The following is an 18351-nucleotide window of genomic DNA, read 5'->3' as shown; positions in this document are numbered from 1 at the left end:
CTCTACAAAATTTCGCGCCCACTCTGCCCCCTCAGAAAAACAAAACCTCAATCCCGGGGCAAGGTGACACTCACTTTTGTCCCTTTATCCAACTCGCTTTCGATCGCGATCGAACCGTTATGATTTTCAATGATCTTATTGCAAATCATCATGCCGAGTCCGGTTCCCTTTTCCTTCGTCGTATAAAAGGGTTCGCCGATGCTCGCAAGTTTTTCCGTTGGAATTCCGCATCCTTCATCTATGAATGAGATTGTGACGGTATCCTCATTACAGATTGCTTTGATTACCAGTAGGCCACCACTCGATTCCATCGACTCAATCGCGTTTTTCATAAGATTGATGAAGACCTGTTTCATCTGATCGGCTTCGCATTTCACCTTCAAAACTGAATCGAGGTCCAGCAGGAATTGGATGTTGTAAAGATTCGCTTGAGCTTCCAACAATGAAGTCGATTCTTTTAATATTTTTGAGAGGTCATTCGGTTTAACATTGCGAGGTTGTGGTTTCGCAAGCATCATGAACTCCCCGACGATCGTGTTGATACGCTCAAGCTCAGACAGCATGATGTCATAGTATTCGAGATTTTCATCACCGGAATTCGCCTTCAGCAGATGGGTGAACCCTTTTAAAGAAGTGAGCGGATTCCTGATTTCGTGGGCGATGCCTGCTGCAAGTTCTCCAAGGACGGCCAGTTTTTCCGACTTCCTGAGAAAGTCCTCCGTTTTTTTCCGTTCTGTGATATCCCGTGAAATCGTTACGAATGATTCGACTTCATTCTGACAATTGAGGACGACTGTCCCATAACATTCCAGTACGACCCAACTCTCGTCTGCATTTTTTACGCGGAATTCGATTTTTGAAGAATCCTTCGTCTCCTTCATATTGACGATCGCTTGTATGACAGAAGACAAATCGTCCGGATGGATGACATTCGTCCACTCCATATTTTTGAACCGGCCGGCTTCATAACCAAGAATCGTAGCATGTGAGGGAGAGGAATACAGAATTTGCCCATTCGGATGGAACACATTGATGAGATCCATCGTATGTTCCGTGATGATCCGGTAATGTTCATTCTGTTTCCGTAAAGCATCTTGAGCCATTCTCTGCTTGTTGATATCCCTTGAAATTGCGGAATACCCGATGATATTTCCTTCTTCATCTTCTAATGGAGAAAGCGTCACACTAGCGTAAAAATCAATCCCATCCTTAGTGACCCGTGTGGTTTCGACCCCAGAATAGTTTTTACCTTTTTTCACTTCATCAAGGATTTTGGCATACTCGTTCTTGTAATCATCAGGAATATAAGGGACCTTTTTCCCGATCAATTCTTCAGCTTTCCAGCCATAAAATTTTTCGAAGGTCGGATTCGCATTGACGAGACAATCATCCATATCAAAAATCGCGATCGAATCGGCAGAATGGTAGATCATTGATGACAGCCGGTCCTTCAATAGATGGATTTCTTTTTCACGTTTCTTTTGTCCTGTTATATCATGAACAATTCCATAGATGCTATGGACTTTATCATCCATGACGATCGGGATGTTGGTCACTTGAACGTTGACACGGTGGCCATCTTTGTGAAATATGACCGTCTCAAAATCCAGAACTTCACCACTGCTTGCTCTTCGGAAATACTCGGCAGCGTTATCCCTTTCTTCTGGAGCGATGAGCGGCATGAAGTGTGCATTGATCATCTCATTCTCTTCATAGCCGCAAATGTAGAGGACCGCTGGATTGACAAAAAGAAACTTCCCGTCCTTGTCAAGGGTGAAAATGCCGTCTGGATGATATTTGAAAAGCGTACGGAAGTAGTATTCACGTTCCCTCAATCGACGTTCAATCTGCTTTTTCTTACTGATATCAAAACAGAAACCCTGTAATTGTTTGACTTTCCCCTCACTGTCGTAGATTGGAGAAACTGCGCCTATGTATGGTACCCCGTTCAATCGATCTTCGTATGTAACAGCATTGCCTTCCCAGGCGCGGTCATATGAAATGATTCTTTTAAGTGTATGATCAGTTGGGAAGCACTCATCCAGTTCCTTTCCTTTTATATCAGAAACCTCGAATCCAAACTTCCTCAACAAATTTCCCTGGCAATTGACAAACTTGTAGGTTGATTGTGATTTTTCGACGATGAACATCATGCTGTCCTGTACCTGATCCTTAAACTCCATTTCCTCAGCTCTTGTTAAGATAGAATCACTTTTACCATTATGATCATTAGAGATATTAGGATAAAAAGAGTTCATGCTGATCCTCCGCCTTTTTATTTAATCTGGGAGAGTGAATACAAAACAACAATCCCCATCCATCAACAAATCGGAACATTAAAACCGAAATATTTCGTCCTTCGTATAAATTCACTATTAATTCCAATTCTCCTTCGTCAAAACTCGATTTTCCCTTATCCATGTAAGAAATGTCTAATTCGAAGTAGACATGCATAAGGTGAAGTATGGACAAAGGGGGAGGGCGACTGTGACTACTGGACTCTTGGATGAATTGATCACACTTGTCATCATGGCGGTAGCCTTAGGTATGGATGCGTTTTCGATGGGACTAGGGATGGGAATGATCACACTCCGAATTCGCCAGATTTGCAAGCTCGGCTTTTTGATCGGACTATTTCATATGATCATGCCTCTATTAGGGATGACAATAGGAAAACAGCTTACCCTGCATTTTGGTAATCTTGCCACATGGATCGGCGGGGGTCTATTGATTCTCCTGGGCATTCAGATGATCATTTCCTCTTTACGTACGTCGGATGAACCGTTCATCACTCCTAAAGGATTCGGTATATGGCTTTTTTCGTTAAGTGTGAGTTTAGATAGTTTTTCAGTCGGGCTCAGCCTTGGTATATTTGGGGCAAAAGTGATCTTGACGATCATTTTGTTCGGAATCATCAGCATGGGCTTGACCTGGCTCGGCTTGCTGATCGGCCGGAAAACACAAAAATGGTTCGGTTCATACAGTGAGGCTTTAGGTGGATGCATTCTGCTGTCCTTCGGGTTGAAGCTGATCTTTTAAATAGATAAAGGCTGTTCTCGCAAACTTTGTTGCTCTTGAAAGTCGTTGATTTCCGCTCCAGGATGCTCGCTTTCCGCGGGGCGTGCGGTGAGCCCATTCGTCGCCTTGCGACATTGAATGGTCTCACCTGTCCCGCTGATCCCGCAGGAGTCTCGCACCTTGCTCTCCAATCAACTTGCACAAGGTGGTTCATTACCAAAATGACCACCTAAGCAACAATCTTTTATAAAAGAGCTTAAATAAAAAATGCGGTTCTTTTTCATAGAAATTGCTTTTGGTTATACGGAACCGAAAGCATTGAACCTGCTCCAACCATTCTATAAAATAGAAGTTATAAACATGGTGAAGAATTGCCAAGCTAGCAATAGGAGGCATTTGGATGAATATATTATTCGTATGTACTGGAAACACCTGCCGCAGTCCGATGGCAGAAGCGTTGTTGCGGCATTATTCCAAAGGGGAAATCGAAGTCCAGTCCGCAGGGATCTACGCAGCTTACGGAAGTCCCGCAAGTGCAAAATCCATAGAGGTTTTAAAAGATGAAGGCATTCCATGCAATCATAAATCTCAACCTCTGACAGGAGATCTGGTAGAATGGTCGGACTTGATTTTGACGATGACCACACAGCATAAACAAGCGATCATTTCTCAATTCCCCTCTAAATTGAAGAACGTGCATACGATTAAAGAACACGTCTCCGATCATAAAGAAACCCTCGACAAATTGGATGAGGTTTACGACAAAATCGAACAATTGAGAGTACGAATCTATGAAACAGATGATGGAGATGTCGAAAAACAGGTGCTTTTCACAAAAATGCAAGATCTGATCGCTGAAGCTGAAAGACTGGAACAGTCCATGCCAGTCATGGATGTTTCCGATCCGTTCGGTGGTCCAAAGGAAGTATATTGTCAAACGTTTAAAGAATTGGACGAACTTGTACAGAAATTGACTGAAAAATATAGTTGAAAAAGCATTCAAAACCTGAGATAAACAAGATAGGGGAAAACAGTCCTGTTGAAACAGAACACACATCCCCTTACAATGAACACAAACATCATTATAATGGAGGACCATAATACAATGAAAGTTGCAATTGGGAGTGACCATGCTGGTTACAAAATCAAAGAAGATATAAAAGAGGTCATGGATGAATTGAACATCCAGTACGAGGATGTAGGCTGTAATTGTGAGGATTCGGTCGATTACCCGGATTACGCAGTACCGGTAGCTGAAATGGTGGCAAATGGAGAAGTCGACAGAGGCATCTTGATCTGCGGGACAGGAATCGGTATGTCAATCACAGCGAACAAAGTGGATGGCGTGCGTTGTGCGCTTGTGCATGACCTGTTCAGTGCAAAAGTTACAAGACTTCATAACGACTCGAATGTACTTGCGATGGGCGAACGGATCATTGGTCCAGGGTTAGCGAAGGAAATTGCAAAAGTCTGGCTCCAAACAGAATTTGAAGGTGGCCGCCACGAACGCCGCGTCAATAAAATGATGGAAGTTGAAACGAAGGCTTAAGGCTTGCAACGCTTTTAACCATAATCGGGGAACAGAAAGGAAGATTGGAATGGACGAATCACTGTATGATGTTCAACCCCAAGTTGTCGAAGCCCTGGAGGAACTGGACAGAGCGATCCCGCTTTCTTCAAATCAACTATTGGTCGTAGGAGCAAGTACGAGTGAAGTGGTGGGAGAAGCGATAGGAACGTCCGGGACGATGGATGTGGCACATCAGCTTTTTGAAGGAGTCATCGAATTTCAAAAAAGGACGAATGTCAATATCGCGTTCCAATGCTGTGAACATCTGAACCGGGCATTAGTGATGGAACGTCAAGCAGCGTTAGAACGAGGATATGAACCTGTGACGGTTGTTCCAGTCCGGTCTGCTGGTGGTGCATTGCCGACCTACGCCTTCCATCACTTGAAAGATCCCGTTATCGTCGAGCATATTAAAGCGGATGCCGGAATTGATATAGGTGACACCTTTATCGGGATGCACTTGAAGCATGTTGCAGTTCCAGTTCGATCTTCCGTAAAATCCATTGGCCATGCCCACGTGACGCTCGCCCGAACCCGTCCGAAACTGATTGGCGGAGAACGGGCAGTATATCCAGCCAAAGAAGAAATTTCGTATAAATAGGAATGTAAAAAAGAAATGATAGATTATTGAGGTTGACCGTCGCAGCTTGCTGCGGTCAGCCTTTTTTACGTTTTTGAAAAAAATCTTTTCTTTTAATCGAATAACTCATTCTTAAATGAGTTTAATTCGACTTTTTCTCACTTAAAGAAAGTATAAAATACTTTCTTCAGTATAAGCGCAACTAAGGCTAAGCCTGCGCCAAAGGCTTGGCTTCGCTAAGTTTTCTTTAAGTCAAAAGCTACTGAGTTGCCCGGAATTGTTGCAAATTCTTCGCTTTGGCAGAATTATCTCTACAACTCGGGGCAAAACGCTACAAAATTGAAATTATCTCTACAATTCGGAAATTATCTCTACTACTTGAAAATTATCTCTAAAAAACCACATTCAAAAATGAAAACCCTTTCAATTACAATCGGATGAAATTTAAGAGAAATAACCCGTTTAGCGTTACGATACGTTAGCAATAATGATAAAATGTAATCATTGTTTTTAAAAATAGTGTAGAGGTCAGTAAAGGAGTGGAACCATGGATCAACTTAAGAGTCAAGATGTAGCTGTATTCGATGCCATCCAGGATGAATTGGGTCGTCAACGCAATAAAATCGAATTGATTGCATCTGAAAACTTTGTCAGCAAAGCTGTAATGGAAGCTCAAGGATCTGTTCTTACTAACAAATACGCAGAGGGATATCCGGGCCGCAGGTACTACGGTGGCTGTGAGCATGTCGATGTCGTGGAAAACCTTGCAAGAGACCGTGCGAAGGAACTTTTCGGTGCGGAACATGTCAATGTCCAGCCGCATTCAGGAGCGCAAGCGAACATGGCGGTTTATTTCACTATCCTCGAGCAAGGCGACACAGTCCTTGGGATGAACCTATCTCACGGAGGACATCTGACACACGGAAGTCCGGTCAACTTCAGCGGTATCCAATACAATTTCGTCGAGTACGGTGTAGATGAAGAAACACATACAATCCAGTACGACAAGGTGCTGGAATTGGCCAGGGAACATAAGCCGAAGCTGATCGTTGCCGGTGCTAGTGCTTATCCGCGTGAAATCGATTTTAAAAAGTTCAGAGAGATCGCAGATGAAGTCGGTGCATACTTGATGGTGGACATGGCTCATATTGCTGGCCTCGTAGCAACAGGTCATCACCAAAATCCAGTTCCGCATTCACACTTCGTGACGACTACCACACATAAGACTTTACGTGGACCACGTGGCGGGATGATTTTATGTAAAGAAGAATTTGCGAAGAAAATCGATAAATCGATCTTCCCAGGAATCCAGGGCGGTCCGCTCATGCACGTTATCGCTGCAAAAGCGGTTGCTTTCGGGGAAGCACTTAAAGACGATTTCAAAACATATTCGAAAAATGTGATCGATAATGCACGCGTGCTTGGAGAAGCATTGAAAGAAGAAGGCCTATCCCTTGTTTCAGGAGGAACGGATAATCACTTGTTGCTTGTCGATGTCCGCAATATGGACGTGACTGGGAAGGTAGCAGAACGAGCGCTTGATGACATCGGAATCACTGCTAATAAAAACACGATTCCATTTGATCCGGAAAGTCCGTTCGTGACAAGTGGTCTTCGAATCGGAACAGCGGCAGTCACATCAAGAGGCTTCGGTGCAGAAGATATGAAGGAGATCGCGTCCATCATCGCTCTTGTCCTTCGCAACCCAGAAGATGAAGAAACCAAAACGGCAGCGAAAGAACGTGTCGAGCAACTTTCTTCTAAATACGCGTTATACGAATAAAAATGATTCAATAGGAGGGCGCCAGCATGATGGCGACCCTCCTTTTTGTAGTTTATGACTCTGTTTTTGTAGTTAATATTTGATTTGTGTAGTTAAAATCTTGTTTTTGTCGTTTTTTTCAAATTTTTGTAGTTCGCCATTCAATTTTTGTAGTTCCGGCTGGTCCTTTGCCGTGTGAATCCTATTCAACCGTATTGACCTCATAATTTTATCGTTTCCACCTTCATAAAATCCCCATTTCAATTCAGAATTCTAATCAAATGGTACTGTTTTTGTCTCAGGTATGATTTTCCTGACGAATCGTGTTGAACTTGCCATCTTTTTTCTGTACAATTTGCGAGAGGCAAAAAACCTTGAGAAGAGTTGCATAGACCAAGTTTTGAGACAACTCTAATTTTACATAAACTGATAAGGAGAGATGATGAATGAGTAAAGTACACGTTCTTGAACATCCGTTGATCCAACACAAGATCACGTATATTCGTGATGAATCAACCGGAACGAAAGAATTCCGTGAGCTTGTAGATGAAGTTGCTGCCCTCATGGCATTCGAAATCACCAGGGAACTTCCACTGCAAGAGGTAACGGTGAAAACTCCGGTTTCTGAAGCGAAAGCATACACGATTGCAGGTAAAAAGCTGGGCTTAGTGCCGATTCTTCGTGCAGGTCTAGGGATGGTTGACGGAATTCTGAAATTGATCCCTGCCGCAAAAGTCGGGCATGTCGGATTATATCGTGATCCGGAAACGTTACAGCCTGTGGAGTATTATGTGAAGCTCCCTAGCGATATTGAAGAACGTGAACTCATCGTAATCGATCCGATGCTTGCAACTGGAGGTTCTGCTGTTGCAGCGATCAACTCCTTGAAAAAGCGTGGTGCACAGAACATCAAGCTGATGTGTCTGATTGCTGCGCCTGAAGGTGTAAAAATGGTTCAAGAAGCCCATCCAGATGTCGATATCTACCTTGGGGCAATGGATGAATACTTGAATGAAAAAGGATATATCGTTCCAGGACTAGGAGATGCAGGAGACCGATTGTTCGGTACAAAATAAGTGGAAAATCATCAGGTGAAAAAAGGTTCAAAAAGTTTTCAAATCTTACCATGATTTTCGCTTGTAACACAATTGACATGTACTAGTGGCTATAGTATTCTTACAAAGGATGTATGATAAGGTTTTCATACCTATTATCTCTACATTCTGGCAACTTTTAATTCTCGTCTATTACTCCGGCTTATGCCCAAAATTTTTTTGCGTATAAGTACTCATCCTAAACCTCAAAACCAAGCCATTTTACAAAGGATGCGATAAAATGCGCACTGGTAAACGTTCACCTCTCCACTCGATGGCATTGATGTCCGGTATTCTCTCCCAATTAGTAGGGTCGATACTTGTCGGCATTTTCGGTGGCATGTGGTTGGATCGTAGTTTGGATACAGCTCCGTTCTTGATGATCATCGGACTGTTCATTGGTTTAGCAGCAGGAGTATACGGGATGATCAAGTTAATTCAGCGCTATTTTGGAGAAGAGGACCAATGACAGAGAACCTCTCGACGTATAACAACGCGTTCCGGCGATACATAAAATACAGTCTCTATCTGCTATCAATCTGTGTATTAGGCTGGGGTTTTACGAGCTACAAGCAAGTATTCCTCGGATTGGTGCTTGGGATAGCCGTGAGTATGTACAATGTATGGTCGATGCATCGAAGGATCGATCGCGTTGGACAAGCTGTGACCGAAGGAACAAAGGTAAAAACGATGGGATCTCTTTCAAGATTGATGACAGCTGGACTGGCTGTACTGATCGCCACTCGTTTTCCTGAATACTTCAACTTGATTGCAGTAGTAGTGGGTTTACTCATGATATACCTGATCATGTTGATAGATTTTTATTTTGCTTCTAAATGAATTTTTGGGAAGAGAGGTGAAAGAATTGAATCATGGAGCGCCTACGTTTGACTTATTTGGATTAACCTTCAACACTTCCAATGTAATGATGATTACAATTGCATCCGTAATTGTGTTCATAATCGCAGTACTCGGTTCACGTAGCTTACAGATGCGGCCAACTGGAATGCAGAACTTCATGGAATGGCTCATCGATTTCGTAAAAGGAATCATCAACAGCACGATGGACTGGAAAACAGGTGGACGCTTCCTGACGCTAGGATTGACGATTATCATGTACATATTCGTCTCCAATATGCTCGGACTTCCATTTGCAATCGCAATCGGCGATGATCTCTGGTGGAAATCACCAACAGCTGATCCAACAATCACGTTGACACTTGCCATTATGGTTGTGGTACTCACGCACTTCTACGCTATCAAGGTAAAAGGAGCAAAATCATACGGCAGTGATTTCTTCAAGCCGATGAAATTCATGTTCCCGCTTAAAATCATAGAAGAATTCGCAAACACGTTGACGCTCGGTCTTCGTCTTTACGGAAACATCTATGCAGGGGAAGTATTGCTGGGATTACTTGCAGCAGCAGGTACTGCCGGGATCCTTTCAGGAGTCTTGTCCTTTGTGCCGATGCTCGTATGGCAAGGATTCAGTGTCTTTGTCGGAACCATCCAGGCATTCATCTTTACGATGTTGACTATGGTTTATATGGCTCACAAAGTCAGCGACGAACACTAATGTAGTTTAAAATATTGCGAATGATAAACGGCGTATTTCTTTGTTGCTCGGTTTTACCGGTCCTCACGTATTACCTAATACGCTCCGGTCCTCAAAACCATCGCGCCGCGAACTACTTGTTTCTAATTCGCCACATTTTAAACACTGATTTAAAATGAAGTTTCACACACTCACGAGCGATGTCGAAATGTATCATAGTATGGCATCACAAGTGATGTATTGAACAAACAAGCAAGACTTTGACTTAGGAATAAGCCCATTTATGGGAAGAAATTATAAACTAATCTATATTTCTCAAGGAGGAAATTTAAATGAATTTAATCGCAGCTGCAATTGCAGTAGGTCTAGCGGCAATTGGTGCCGGTGTAGGTAACGGTCTTATCGTAGGACGTACAGTGGAAGGGATCGCTCGTCAACCAGAATTACGCGGAACTCTTCAAACAACAATGTTTATCGGTATCGCATTAGTTGAGGCACTTCCAATCATCGGTGTCGTTATCGCGTTCATCGTACTTGGTGGCTAATCGTCACAACTATTTGTAGCGTTACCATGCAGTTTTCATAATGGCGAAGTTCTATGTGGACCTCGCCATTCCTTATGTATGACCTATGAAGGGAGGAACCGCTGTGCAATTCTTGAATCCAGACAGTCTAATTTTGGGTGCGGGTGGTTTTTTTGCCGGCGACATATTATTTCAGTTACTAGCGTTTATCGTACTATTATTCTTACTGCGTAAATATGCTTGGGGTCCATTGATGGGCATCATGAAACAGCGTGAAAAGCATATCGCCAGTGAAATAAATGAAGCTGAAATAAGCCGTAAGGAAGCTCAAGCTTACCTGAAGGAACAAACGGAGGCTTTGAAAGAAGCACGTAAAGAAGCACAAGCACTGATCGAATCAGCTAAAAAGCAAGGTGAACAACAGGGTGAGAGCATTCTTCAAGCTGCACGTGAAGAAGCTGTTCGCATGAAGGAATCTGCTCTATCTGAAATCGAACGTGAAAAAGAACAAGCCGTACAAACGTTGCGTGATGAAGTGGCAACATTGTCCGTTCAAATCGCGTCTAAGGTGATCGCCAAGGAACTGGATGAGAAGTCCCAGGAAAAACTTGTCGACGATTATCTTAAAGAGGTAGGCGAAGGTCGATGAGTAAGGATAAAGAAGTCGTAGCGAAACGTTACGCCGCTGCTCTTTTCGAAGTCGTACGGGAGCGTAATGCACTCGACCAGGTCGAAAAAGAGCTGATCAGCGTAAAAACCGTCATCCAAGAGAATGAACAATTACTTACGATTTTGAACCATCCTAAGATTTCGATTGATGACAAGAAAGCCTTATTATCAAAACTATTTGGTAATCAAGTTTCTGAAGTTGTGCATAATACACTTTTATTGATGGTCGACCGTAAACGTGAAGCAATGATTCCGAACATGGTCGGACAATATATCCAATTGGCAAATGAAGAACGCGGTGTGGCAGATGCTACTGTCTATTCCGTTCGCATTTTGACTGATGAAGAACAACAAGCGATTTCCAAAACGTTCGCTGAGCGTCTTAACGTAAAAGAGCTTCGTGTTGAAAATGTAATCGACCAGGATCTTGTCGGCGGAATCAAAGTCAAGATCGGCAATCGTATTTTCGACGGAAGTGTCAATGGTAAGTTGAACCGAATTCAACGTCAATTAGTCTCCAAGTGAGACGAGTACGATAGGGGTGAAATTCATGAGCATTAAAGCGGAAGAAATTAGTTCGCTGATCAAACAACAAATTGAAAACTATTCTTCTGAAATAGAAGTAAGTGATGTAGGTACCGTTATTCAAGTTGGGGACGGTATCGCACGTGTCCATGGATTAGACAATGTCATGGCTGGTGAGCTCGTTGAATTCTCCAATGGTGTAATGGGTATGGCCCAAAACCTTGAGGAAAACAACGTCGGTATAATCATCCTTGGACCATACGTCGATATCCGTGAAGGAGACGAAGTCAAGCGTACAGGCCGTATCATGGAGGTTCCTGTAGGTGAAGAACTTCTCGGTCGTGTCGTAAACTCTCTTGGTCAACCAGTTGATGGAAAAGGTGCGATCGAAACATCAAAAACTCGTCCAATCGAGAGCGGTGCACCAGGTGTAATGGATCGTAAATCTGTACACGAACCGCTTCAAACAGGAATCAAAGCGATCGACTCATTGATTCCAATCGGACGTGGCCAACGTGAATTGATCATCGGTGACCGTCAAACAGGTAAAACGGCGATCGCAATCGATACGATCATCAACCAAAAAGACGAAGATATGATTTGTATCTACGTTGCTATTGGACAAAAAGAATCGACAGTTGCAGGTGTAGTTGAAACACTTCGTGAGCACGGAGCACTTGATTACACGATCGTCGTTACTGCGAGTGCATCACAACCAGCTCCACTTCTTTACCTTGCTCCATATGCTGGGGTAACGATGGGTGAAGAATTCATGTACAACGGTAAGCATGTACTTGTCATTTATGATGACCTTTCGAAGCAAGCTGCTGCATACCGTGAACTGTCACTACTACTTCGTCGTCCTCCAGGTCGTGAAGCATTCCCAGGGGATGTATTCTACCTTCACTCTCGTTTACTAGAGCGTGCAGCGAAGTTGAGTGATGCTAAAGGCGGCGGTTCATTGACTGCACTTCCATTCATTGAAACGCAAGCAGGGGACGTCTCGGCTTATATTCCGACAAACGTTATCTCCATCACTGACGGACAGATCTTCTTACAATCAGATCTATTCTTCTCTGGAGTACGTCCAGCGGTTAACGCAGGTCTCTCCGTATCCCGTGTTGGTGGATCCGCACAAATCAAAGCGATGAAAAAGGTTTCTGGTACGCTTCGTCTTGACCTTGCGTCTTACCGTGAGCTTGAAGCATTTGCCCAATTCGGATCTGATCTTGATAAAGCAACTCAGGCGAAGTTGAACCGTGGTGCTCGTACTGTTGAAGTATTGAAGCAAGGGTTACACAAGCCGCTTGCTGTTGAAAAGCAGGTTGCCAGCCTTTATGCGCTTACAAAAGGTTTCTTGGATGATATTCCAGTGGAAGATGTCCAACGCTTCGAGGAAGAATACCATACTTGGTTGGATCATAACCGTAAGGAATTGCTTGCTGGAATCCGCGAAACTGGAAATCTTCCTAAAGATGAAGATATGACCGGCGCGATCAACGAATTCAAGAAAACATTCGTTGTATCTGAGTAACATTTAACGACATAGTTTTCTTTCGGATCATAATGGGACGGAACACAAGTCTTCGTCCCTTTAATAAAGGTGGTGAAACGAGTGGCATCGTTACGTGATATTCAAACGAGAATCAACTCTACGAAAAAGACCAAACAAATCACGAAGGCAATGGAGATGGTTTCAGCAGCGAAATTGAACCGTGCTGAAAACAATGCAAAATCCTTCGTAACTTATATGGATAAGATCCAAGAGGTCGTCTCAAGTATTGCGAGTGGCAGTTCGAATGCACGTCATCCAATGCTCCAAAGTCGACCTGTCAAAAAGACTGGTTACCTTGTAATCACTGCTGATAAAGGGCTCGCAGGTCCATATAACAGCAGCGTCCTACGTCATGTCTACCGTACGATTCAGGAACGACATAATTCGAAGGACGAATATACTGTCATCGTTGTCGGAAAAGTCGGTTTGAGTTTCTTCAAGAACCGGAACATGCCAGTTGAAGACAGCATCGTAGGTCTTGCCGATCAACCAGAATTTGCTGATATCAAAGAGATCGCGAGTCAAGCTGTACAGAAATTCGCTGACGAAGTGTACGATGAATTGTATATGTATTACAACCACTTTGTGAGTGCGATCCAGCAGGATCTCACAGAAAAGAAGTTGTTGCCACTTACGGATATCGGCGGAGAAGAGAAAGCGAAAAGCTCCTATGAATATGAGCCATCTGAAGAAGAAATCCTTGAAGACCTTCTTCCTCAGTATGCAGAAAGCTTGATTTATGGTGCTTTACTAGATGCGAAAGCTAGTGAACATGCTTCTCGTATGACTGCAATGAAGAGTGCGACTGATAATGCAGATGAAATTATCGGAAGTCTTTCACTTTCATACAACCGAGCCCGTCAGGCCGCAATCACTCAGGAAATCACTGAGATTGTCGGTGGAGCAGCAGCACTTGAATAGACGAATCGACCTTAGGGTCAGAAACATATAGCATCCTCAAAAGGACGTTAGGAGGGAAAAACATGAACAAAGGACGTATCACTCAAGTCATGGGTCCGGTCGTCGACGTACAGTTCGAGAGCGGGAACCTGCCTGAGATATACAATGCACTTAAAGTTCAAAGCACTGAGGGAGAAAAGTCAATCGATTTGACTCTAGAAGTTTCACTTCACCTTGGTGATGATACTGTTCGTACCGTCGCGATGGCTTCCACCGACGGACTCGTTAGAGGAACGGAAGCGGTAGATACTGGATCACCGATCGCGGTACCAGTCGGTGACGTAACATTAGGTCGTGTTTTCAACGTACTAGGTGAAAAGATCGACCTTGATGAGGAGCTTCAACCAGGCATCCAACGTGACCCGATTCACCGTGAAGCACCTAAATTCGATCAACTTACAACAAAAACGGAGATTCTTGAAACAGGAATCAAAGTCGTTGACCTTCTTGCACCATACGTAAAAGGTGGTAAGATCGGATTGTTCGGAGGAGCAGGAGTTGGTAAGACCGTATTGATCCAGGAGCTTATCAACAACATCGCTCAAGAACACGGTGGTATTTCCGTTTTCGCCGGTGTTGGTGAACGTACTCGTGAAGGAAACGACCTTTACTACGAAATGAAAGACTCCGGAGTAATCAACAAGACAGCGATGGTATTCGGTCAGATGAACGAACCACCAGGAGCTCGTCAACGTGTTGCATTGACTGGATTGACAATGGCGGAATACTTCCGTGATGAGCAGGGACAAGACGTATTGTTCTTCATCGATAACATTTTCCGTTTCACACAAGCAGGTTCTGAGGTTTCTGCCCTATTAGGACGTATGCCTTCAGCGGTTGGTTACCAGCCGACACTTGCTACTGAAATGGGTCAATTGCAAGAACGTATCACATCGACGAAGAAAGGTTCCGTAACGTCTATCCAGGCGATCTACGTACCTGCCGATGACTACACTGACCCAGCACCAGCAACAACGTTCGCTCACTTGGATGCAACGACGAACCTTGAGCGTAAGCTTTCAGAAATGGGGATCTACCCTGCGGTTGACCCGCTTGCTTCAACTTCTCGTGCACTCGCACCTGAAATCGTTGGAGAAGAGCACTACAATGTTGCTCGTCAAGTACAGCAGACGCTTCAACGTTACAAAGAGCTTCAAGACATCATCGCAATCCTTGGTATGGATGAGTTGAGTGACGATGACAAGTTGACTGTATCCCGTGCTCGTCGTATCCAGTTCTTCTTATCTCAAAACTTCCATGTTGCTGAGCAGTTTACAGGTCAAAAAGGTTCATATGTACCTGTAAAGGAAACGATCGAAGGATTCAAACAAATCCTCGATGGTAAGCATGATGATATTCCTGAGGACGCATTCCGTCTTGTTGGACGTATTGAAGAAGTACTAGAAAAAGCTAAACAAATGGCATAAATGATCTGTGCGAAAAGAAGATAAAGGAGCTTTATCCGATTTTTGTACAAAGGCCCGAGGAGGGGTTTCATGAAGACATTCACGGTAAGTGTCGTCACCCCTGATGGCCCTGTGTATGAAGAAACAGGCGCAGAAATGGTCAGCGCGAAAGCCACCAGTGGTGAGCTTGGAATCCTGCCAGGCCACGTTCCGCTTGTAGCACCGTTGACCATCAATGCAGTGCGCATCAAGAAAGACAACAATACACAGATCTTGGCTGTTAGTGGTGGCTTTATAGAAGTACGGCCAGAGCAGGTGACAATCCTTGCACAAGCAGCAGAACTTGCAGCAGACATCAATGTCGATCGTGCAAAAGCTGCGAAAGAACGTGCGGAGAAACGCCTGCAAGGTTCGAAACAAGAAGACATCGATTTCAAACGCGCCCAGTATGCATTGGACCGCGCAATCAATCGAATCAATATTACAAGCAGATAATACTGCTTACAAAGACCTTTTCAGCTCGATTATGGAGCTGGAAAGGTCTTTTTTTAATCTCCTTGTTGATTTTTAATCGAAATCCACTACCATTCCGAGGGCTGAAGAAAAGTGGAGACGATCTGAAAAAGTCACACAGGTTACTGGAAAACTGACGAAGTTACACAGTTCACTGGAAAACTGACGTTGATGCTGTGGTCGCCGCAGGAAGTTTGAAGTGATCCAAGTGAGTGGTCACTGAGCTGGACATCACTTACTTCCGTACTTCTATCATCGCGGAAACCAAGTTGTACTAACCCGTTAACGGACACAGGAGACCTTATTTGACTAAAATAATGGAATTTTTCAAACTTAGCGGACACCAGAGACCTTATTTCGCCAATATCACAGGAAATCGGCTGTTTTGTTCACAAATAACGGCTGTGGTGTCCGTTAACTAATAACATGGCTGTGTGGTCTCTCCTGGACTGCTGTTCCCGCAGGAGTGTCGTAAATTCCCTAAAGCATCACCCAAGTTTTGTAACAGGACGTTTGTTTGAAAATCCACAAAAAATGCAGATCACTTCTTTGAAATGACCTGCAGACAAAAAATCCATATTTTGTGTTATGTTCTTGGGACACCGGTTGAATCAGTAGTTTGGATACGCTTGTTATACCGGATATCTGTAATGATCGCATATAAAATCGAGAGAACAGTCAAGAGTAATAGTACTCCCGAAATTGGTCGAGTAATGAAAAGCGTCAGATCACTATTAGTCGTAATTGCGATGCGTAGGTTTTCTTCTGTCAACGGTCCAAGAATGACACCCAATATAAAGGCAGGTAGTGAAAAGTTTCCAAGTTTCATTAAATAACCAACAATTCCGAACAGTAGTAAAACCCAAATGTCAAAAACCCGATTATTGATTGCGAAACTTCCTAGTGCACATAAGATTATGACAACAGGAATGAGATAATGCATCGGAACGTCATTGATCCTCAGGAAAAATTTGATGCCAAAAGATTGGATGATGAGCATGAAAATAGCTGAAATAAAGAACGAGAGAAAGATTCCATAAGCTAAAACTGGTTCAGAGACAAAAAAGTACGGTCCGGGTTGGATCCCATGGACTAAAAGTGCCCCCATCATCATTACTGTTACCGCGCTTCCCGGAATTCCTAAAGCAAGTGTAGGTATCAATGCGCCTCCCTCCGAAGAGTTGTTCGCAGATTCTGCAGCAATAATGCCATCCTGAGTCCCTTTTCCAAATTTACCTGGGTTTCTAGACATTTTTTTAGCAATATCATAGCTTAGGATATTAGCAATACTTGAACCTGCTCCCGGCAGGGCACCGATAAAGGTTCCTACAAAGGAGGAGCGGATCACATTCACCCAGGAGGAAAACATATTTTTCAAGGTCTTGCTGACGGGATAGGATAAACTGATATTCTGATTGAATTCCAGCTTTTCCTTTTTTTCCTTTTTAGCCTCAGACAGGAGTTGAGAGAAAGCAAAGATCCCGATCAAAACGGGTAAAAATGCAAACCCGCTCAGCATTTCCACAGATCCGAAAGTGAAACGCTCAACTCCCATTATAGGATCGGTTCCAATTGTGCCGATAAACATGCCGACCAGACCAGCTATCAATCCTTTTATCAAATTTCCTTCACCTAAACTTGCAATAGCGCTTAATCCAAAGACCATAAGACTGAAAAATTCCCATGCTCCGAATTTGATCGCCCACGTCGATAACAGCGGAGCAGCCAATACAAGTATCACTCCCCCGATGATCGAACCGATGAACGAAGACCATAATCCGATAGCCAGTGCTTTTCCAGGCTCCCCGTTCTTCACCATAGGATAACCATCAAAGGTCGTAGCCATTGCAGAAGGAGTTCCGGGAATCCCTAATAAACAGGCAGAAATCAACCCACCGGAAGCACCACCTAGCCAAACTCCCATCATCAATGAAATTCCTGCAAGTGGTTCTAAACCAAAACTGAAAGGTAGGGTCAGCGCTACTGCCATGGTAATTGTAAAGCCGGGGATACATCCGAAGACGATTCCAGCAATGACTCCGATCATCATCAATAGCAGAGTATCCCATTGTAGAATTGCTTGAATACCTAAAAGTAAGTTATCCAATCGTTAACCCTCCTTAGAAAAAGATTCCCTTTGGTAAGTAAACGTTCAAGACGTTCTGAAAGATGACTGAAAGGGTAACAGTGATCACTAGTAAACTGATTAATGGAATCACATGGCTTTTAAACGGTCTCTTCTCAGGCAAGATCAGTAGATAAATAAGCGTAATGAAAATGAAAGAAGAAATGATGAATCCAAGGAAACCCAAACTTAAAATATAGAGGGCGAAGAGGGCGAAGATGATCCATACGATGCCCTCTTTTTGATTTTTGTCCCTCTTCTTTTCCTTTACCTTTTCTTTTCTCAAAAACGATTGAATGAACATTACAATCGTCAAAATGGCGATCAATCCTAAAAGAAGACGCGGGAAAAATGCTGCTGAGATCTCGGTAAGGCCCTTTGTATCGATGGATGTCGATTGATAGTAAAAGAATATACAAAAAACAAGTAGTACTGCTCCTGCAATACGCTCTTTAGTCATACGCAACCCCCTGTTCCGTTGTTTTTACCTATCAA

Annotated in this window: 19 protein-coding genes; 16 read left to right on the top strand and 3 right to left on the bottom strand. The window is 43.5% G+C overall.

Going from position 1 to position 18351, the window contains the following annotated elements:
• Window positions 1-47: 47 nt before the first annotated feature.
• Window positions 48-2258, bottom strand: a complete 2211-nt coding sequence (locus tag N8M93_RS08820; RefSeq protein ID WP_261131075.1) for a PAS domain-containing sensor histidine kinase — start codon at window positions 2256-2258, stop codon at window positions 48-50.
• Window positions 2259-2448: 190 nt separating this feature from the next.
• On the opposite strand from N8M93_RS08820, the gene N8M93_RS08815 reads away from it, so the two are divergent.
• The 16 genes from N8M93_RS08815 (at window position 2449) to N8M93_RS08740 (ending at window position 15713) form a co-directional block, all read left to right on the top strand.
• A complete protein-coding gene (locus tag N8M93_RS08815; protein WP_261131073.1) occupies window positions 2449-3039 on the top strand; it encodes a manganese efflux pump MntP family protein in 591 nt (196 codons plus the stop codon).
• 379 nt (window positions 3040-3418) lie between these two features.
• Window positions 3419-4009 (top strand): low molecular weight protein arginine phosphatase, encoded by a 591-nt coding sequence (locus tag N8M93_RS08810; protein WP_261131071.1) that lies wholly within the window; start codon window positions 3419-3421, stop codon window positions 4007-4009.
• A 114-nt stretch (window positions 4010-4123) separates the two neighbouring features.
• On the top strand, window positions 4124-4567 hold the full coding sequence (rpiB, locus tag N8M93_RS08805; RefSeq protein ID WP_261131069.1) for a ribose 5-phosphate isomerase B: 444 nt from the start codon (window positions 4124-4126) through the stop codon (window positions 4565-4567).
• Between the two features lie 49 nt (window positions 4568-4616).
• Window positions 4617-5189, top strand: coding sequence for a TIGR01440 family protein (locus tag N8M93_RS08800; RefSeq protein ID WP_261131067.1), 573 nt, complete (start codon window positions 4617-4619; stop codon window positions 5187-5189).
• Between the two features lie 526 nt (window positions 5190-5715).
• Window positions 5716-6951 carry a serine hydroxymethyltransferase gene (gene glyA / locus N8M93_RS08795; protein ID WP_261131065.1) on the top strand — a complete coding sequence of 412 codons (1236 nt, stop codon included), beginning with the start codon at window positions 5716-5718 and terminating at the stop codon, window positions 6949-6951.
• Window positions 6952-7376: 425 nt separating this feature from the next.
• Entirely contained in the window at window positions 7377-8006 is a 630-nt protein-coding gene (gene upp / locus N8M93_RS08790; protein ID WP_261131063.1) for a uracil phosphoribosyltransferase, read from the top strand.
• A gap of 259 nt (window positions 8007-8265) precedes the next feature.
• Window positions 8266-8493 (top strand): AtpZ/AtpI family protein, encoded by a 228-nt coding sequence (locus N8M93_RS08785; protein WP_221567304.1) that lies wholly within the window; start codon window positions 8266-8268, stop codon window positions 8491-8493.
• A complete protein-coding gene (locus tag N8M93_RS08780; protein WP_221567303.1) occupies window positions 8490-8864 on the top strand; it encodes an ATP synthase subunit I in 375 nt (124 codons plus the stop codon). Before N8M93_RS08785 ends, N8M93_RS08780 begins: the two co-directional genes overlap by 4 nt.
• A 25-nt stretch (window positions 8865-8889) precedes the next feature.
• Entirely contained in the window at window positions 8890-9600 is a 711-nt protein-coding gene (atpB, locus tag N8M93_RS08775) for a F0F1 ATP synthase subunit A (RefSeq protein ID WP_261131059.1), read from the top strand.
• Between the two features lie 311 nt (window positions 9601-9911).
• Window positions 9912-10124: a F0F1 ATP synthase subunit C gene (gene atpE, locus N8M93_RS08770; protein ID WP_226547468.1), complete on the top strand. Its 213-nt coding sequence runs from the start codon at window positions 9912-9914 to the stop codon at window positions 10122-10124.
• Between the two features lie 112 nt (window positions 10125-10236).
• Entirely contained in the window at window positions 10237-10752 is a 516-nt protein-coding gene (atpF, locus tag N8M93_RS08765; RefSeq protein ID WP_261131452.1) for a F0F1 ATP synthase subunit B, read from the top strand.
• Window positions 10749-11297, top strand: coding sequence for a F0F1 ATP synthase subunit delta (locus N8M93_RS08760; RefSeq protein ID WP_261131054.1), 549 nt, complete (start codon window positions 10749-10751; stop codon window positions 11295-11297). The genes atpF and N8M93_RS08760 overlap by 4 nt, the downstream gene beginning before the upstream one ends.
• 25 nt (window positions 11298-11322) lie before the next feature.
• Window positions 11323-12831 (top strand): F0F1 ATP synthase subunit alpha, encoded by a 1509-nt coding sequence (gene atpA / locus N8M93_RS08755; protein ID WP_261131052.1) that lies wholly within the window; start codon window positions 11323-11325, stop codon window positions 12829-12831.
• Between the two features lie 81 nt (window positions 12832-12912).
• Window positions 12913-13773, top strand: a complete 861-nt coding sequence (locus tag N8M93_RS08750) for a F0F1 ATP synthase subunit gamma (RefSeq protein ID WP_225064840.1) — start codon at window positions 12913-12915, stop codon at window positions 13771-13773.
• A gap of 62 nt (window positions 13774-13835) precedes the next feature.
• Window positions 13836-15239, top strand: coding sequence for a F0F1 ATP synthase subunit beta (atpD, locus tag N8M93_RS08745; protein WP_261131048.1), 1404 nt, complete (start codon window positions 13836-13838; stop codon window positions 15237-15239).
• Window positions 15240-15308: 69 nt separating this feature from the next.
• Complete coding sequence (locus N8M93_RS08740; RefSeq protein ID WP_261131047.1) at window positions 15309-15713, top strand: F0F1 ATP synthase subunit epsilon; 405 nt, start codon at window positions 15309-15311, stop codon at window positions 15711-15713.
• A 604-nt stretch (window positions 15714-16317) separates the two neighbouring features.
• On the opposite strand, the gene N8M93_RS08735 is transcribed toward N8M93_RS08740, so the two are convergent.
• Complete coding sequence (locus N8M93_RS08735) at window positions 16318-17838, bottom strand: tripartite tricarboxylate transporter permease (RefSeq protein WP_261131045.1); 1521 nt, start codon at window positions 17836-17838, stop codon at window positions 16318-16320.
• 13 nt (window positions 17839-17851) lie between these two features.
• Window positions 17852-18316, bottom strand: a complete 465-nt coding sequence (locus tag N8M93_RS08730) for a tripartite tricarboxylate transporter TctB family protein (protein ID WP_261131043.1) — start codon at window positions 18314-18316, stop codon at window positions 17852-17854.
• Window positions 18317-18351 lie beyond the last annotated feature (35 nt).

This window comes from Bacillus sp. Marseille-Q3570 (assembly GCF_946151055.1).
Lineage (GTDB): Bacteria > Bacillota > Bacilli > Bacillales > Fictibacillaceae > Pseudalkalibacillus.
The sequence above is the reverse complement of the archived record's forward strand: the minus strand, read 5'-3'. Positions and strand labels throughout refer to the sequence as shown.

What these genes read in the sequence shown, in the direction of transcription:
- N8M93_RS08820 (WP_261131075.1), bottom strand. Translation starts at nt 2,258, where the DNA reads ATGAACTCTTTTTATCCTAATATCTCTAATGATCATAATGGTAAAAGT.
- N8M93_RS08815 (WP_261131073.1), top strand. Translation starts at nt 2,449, where the DNA reads ATGCATAAGGTGAAGTATGGACAAAGGGGGAGGGCGACTGTGACTACT.
- N8M93_RS08810 (WP_261131071.1), top strand. Translation starts at nt 3,419, where the DNA reads ATGAATATATTATTCGTATGTACTGGAAACACCTGCCGCAGTCCGATG.
- rpiB (WP_261131069.1), top strand. Translation starts at nt 4,124, where the DNA reads ATGAAAGTTGCAATTGGGAGTGACCATGCTGGTTACAAAATCAAAGAA.
- N8M93_RS08800 (WP_261131067.1), top strand. Translation starts at nt 4,617, where the DNA reads ATGGACGAATCACTGTATGATGTTCAACCCCAAGTTGTCGAAGCCCTG.
- glyA (WP_261131065.1), top strand. Translation starts at nt 5,716, where the DNA reads ATGGATCAACTTAAGAGTCAAGATGTAGCTGTATTCGATGCCATCCAG.
- upp (WP_261131063.1), top strand. Translation starts at nt 7,377, where the DNA reads ATGAGTAAAGTACACGTTCTTGAACATCCGTTGATCCAACACAAGATC.
- N8M93_RS08785 (WP_221567304.1), top strand. Translation starts at nt 8,266, where the DNA reads ATGCGCACTGGTAAACGTTCACCTCTCCACTCGATGGCATTGATGTCC.
- N8M93_RS08780 (WP_221567303.1), top strand. Translation starts at nt 8,490, where the DNA reads ATGACAGAGAACCTCTCGACGTATAACAACGCGTTCCGGCGATACATA.
- atpE (WP_226547468.1), top strand. Translation starts at nt 9,912, where the DNA reads ATGAATTTAATCGCAGCTGCAATTGCAGTAGGTCTAGCGGCAATTGGT.
- N8M93_RS08760 (WP_261131054.1), top strand. Translation starts at nt 10,749, where the DNA reads ATGAGTAAGGATAAAGAAGTCGTAGCGAAACGTTACGCCGCTGCTCTT.
- atpA (WP_261131052.1), top strand. Translation starts at nt 11,323, where the DNA reads ATGAGCATTAAAGCGGAAGAAATTAGTTCGCTGATCAAACAACAAATT.
- atpD (WP_261131048.1), top strand. Translation starts at nt 13,836, where the DNA reads ATGAACAAAGGACGTATCACTCAAGTCATGGGTCCGGTCGTCGACGTA.
- N8M93_RS08740 (WP_261131047.1), top strand. Translation starts at nt 15,309, where the DNA reads ATGAAGACATTCACGGTAAGTGTCGTCACCCCTGATGGCCCTGTGTAT.
- N8M93_RS08730 (WP_261131043.1), bottom strand. Translation starts at nt 18,316, where the DNA reads ATGACTAAAGAGCGTATTGCAGGAGCAGTACTACTTGTTTTTTGTATA.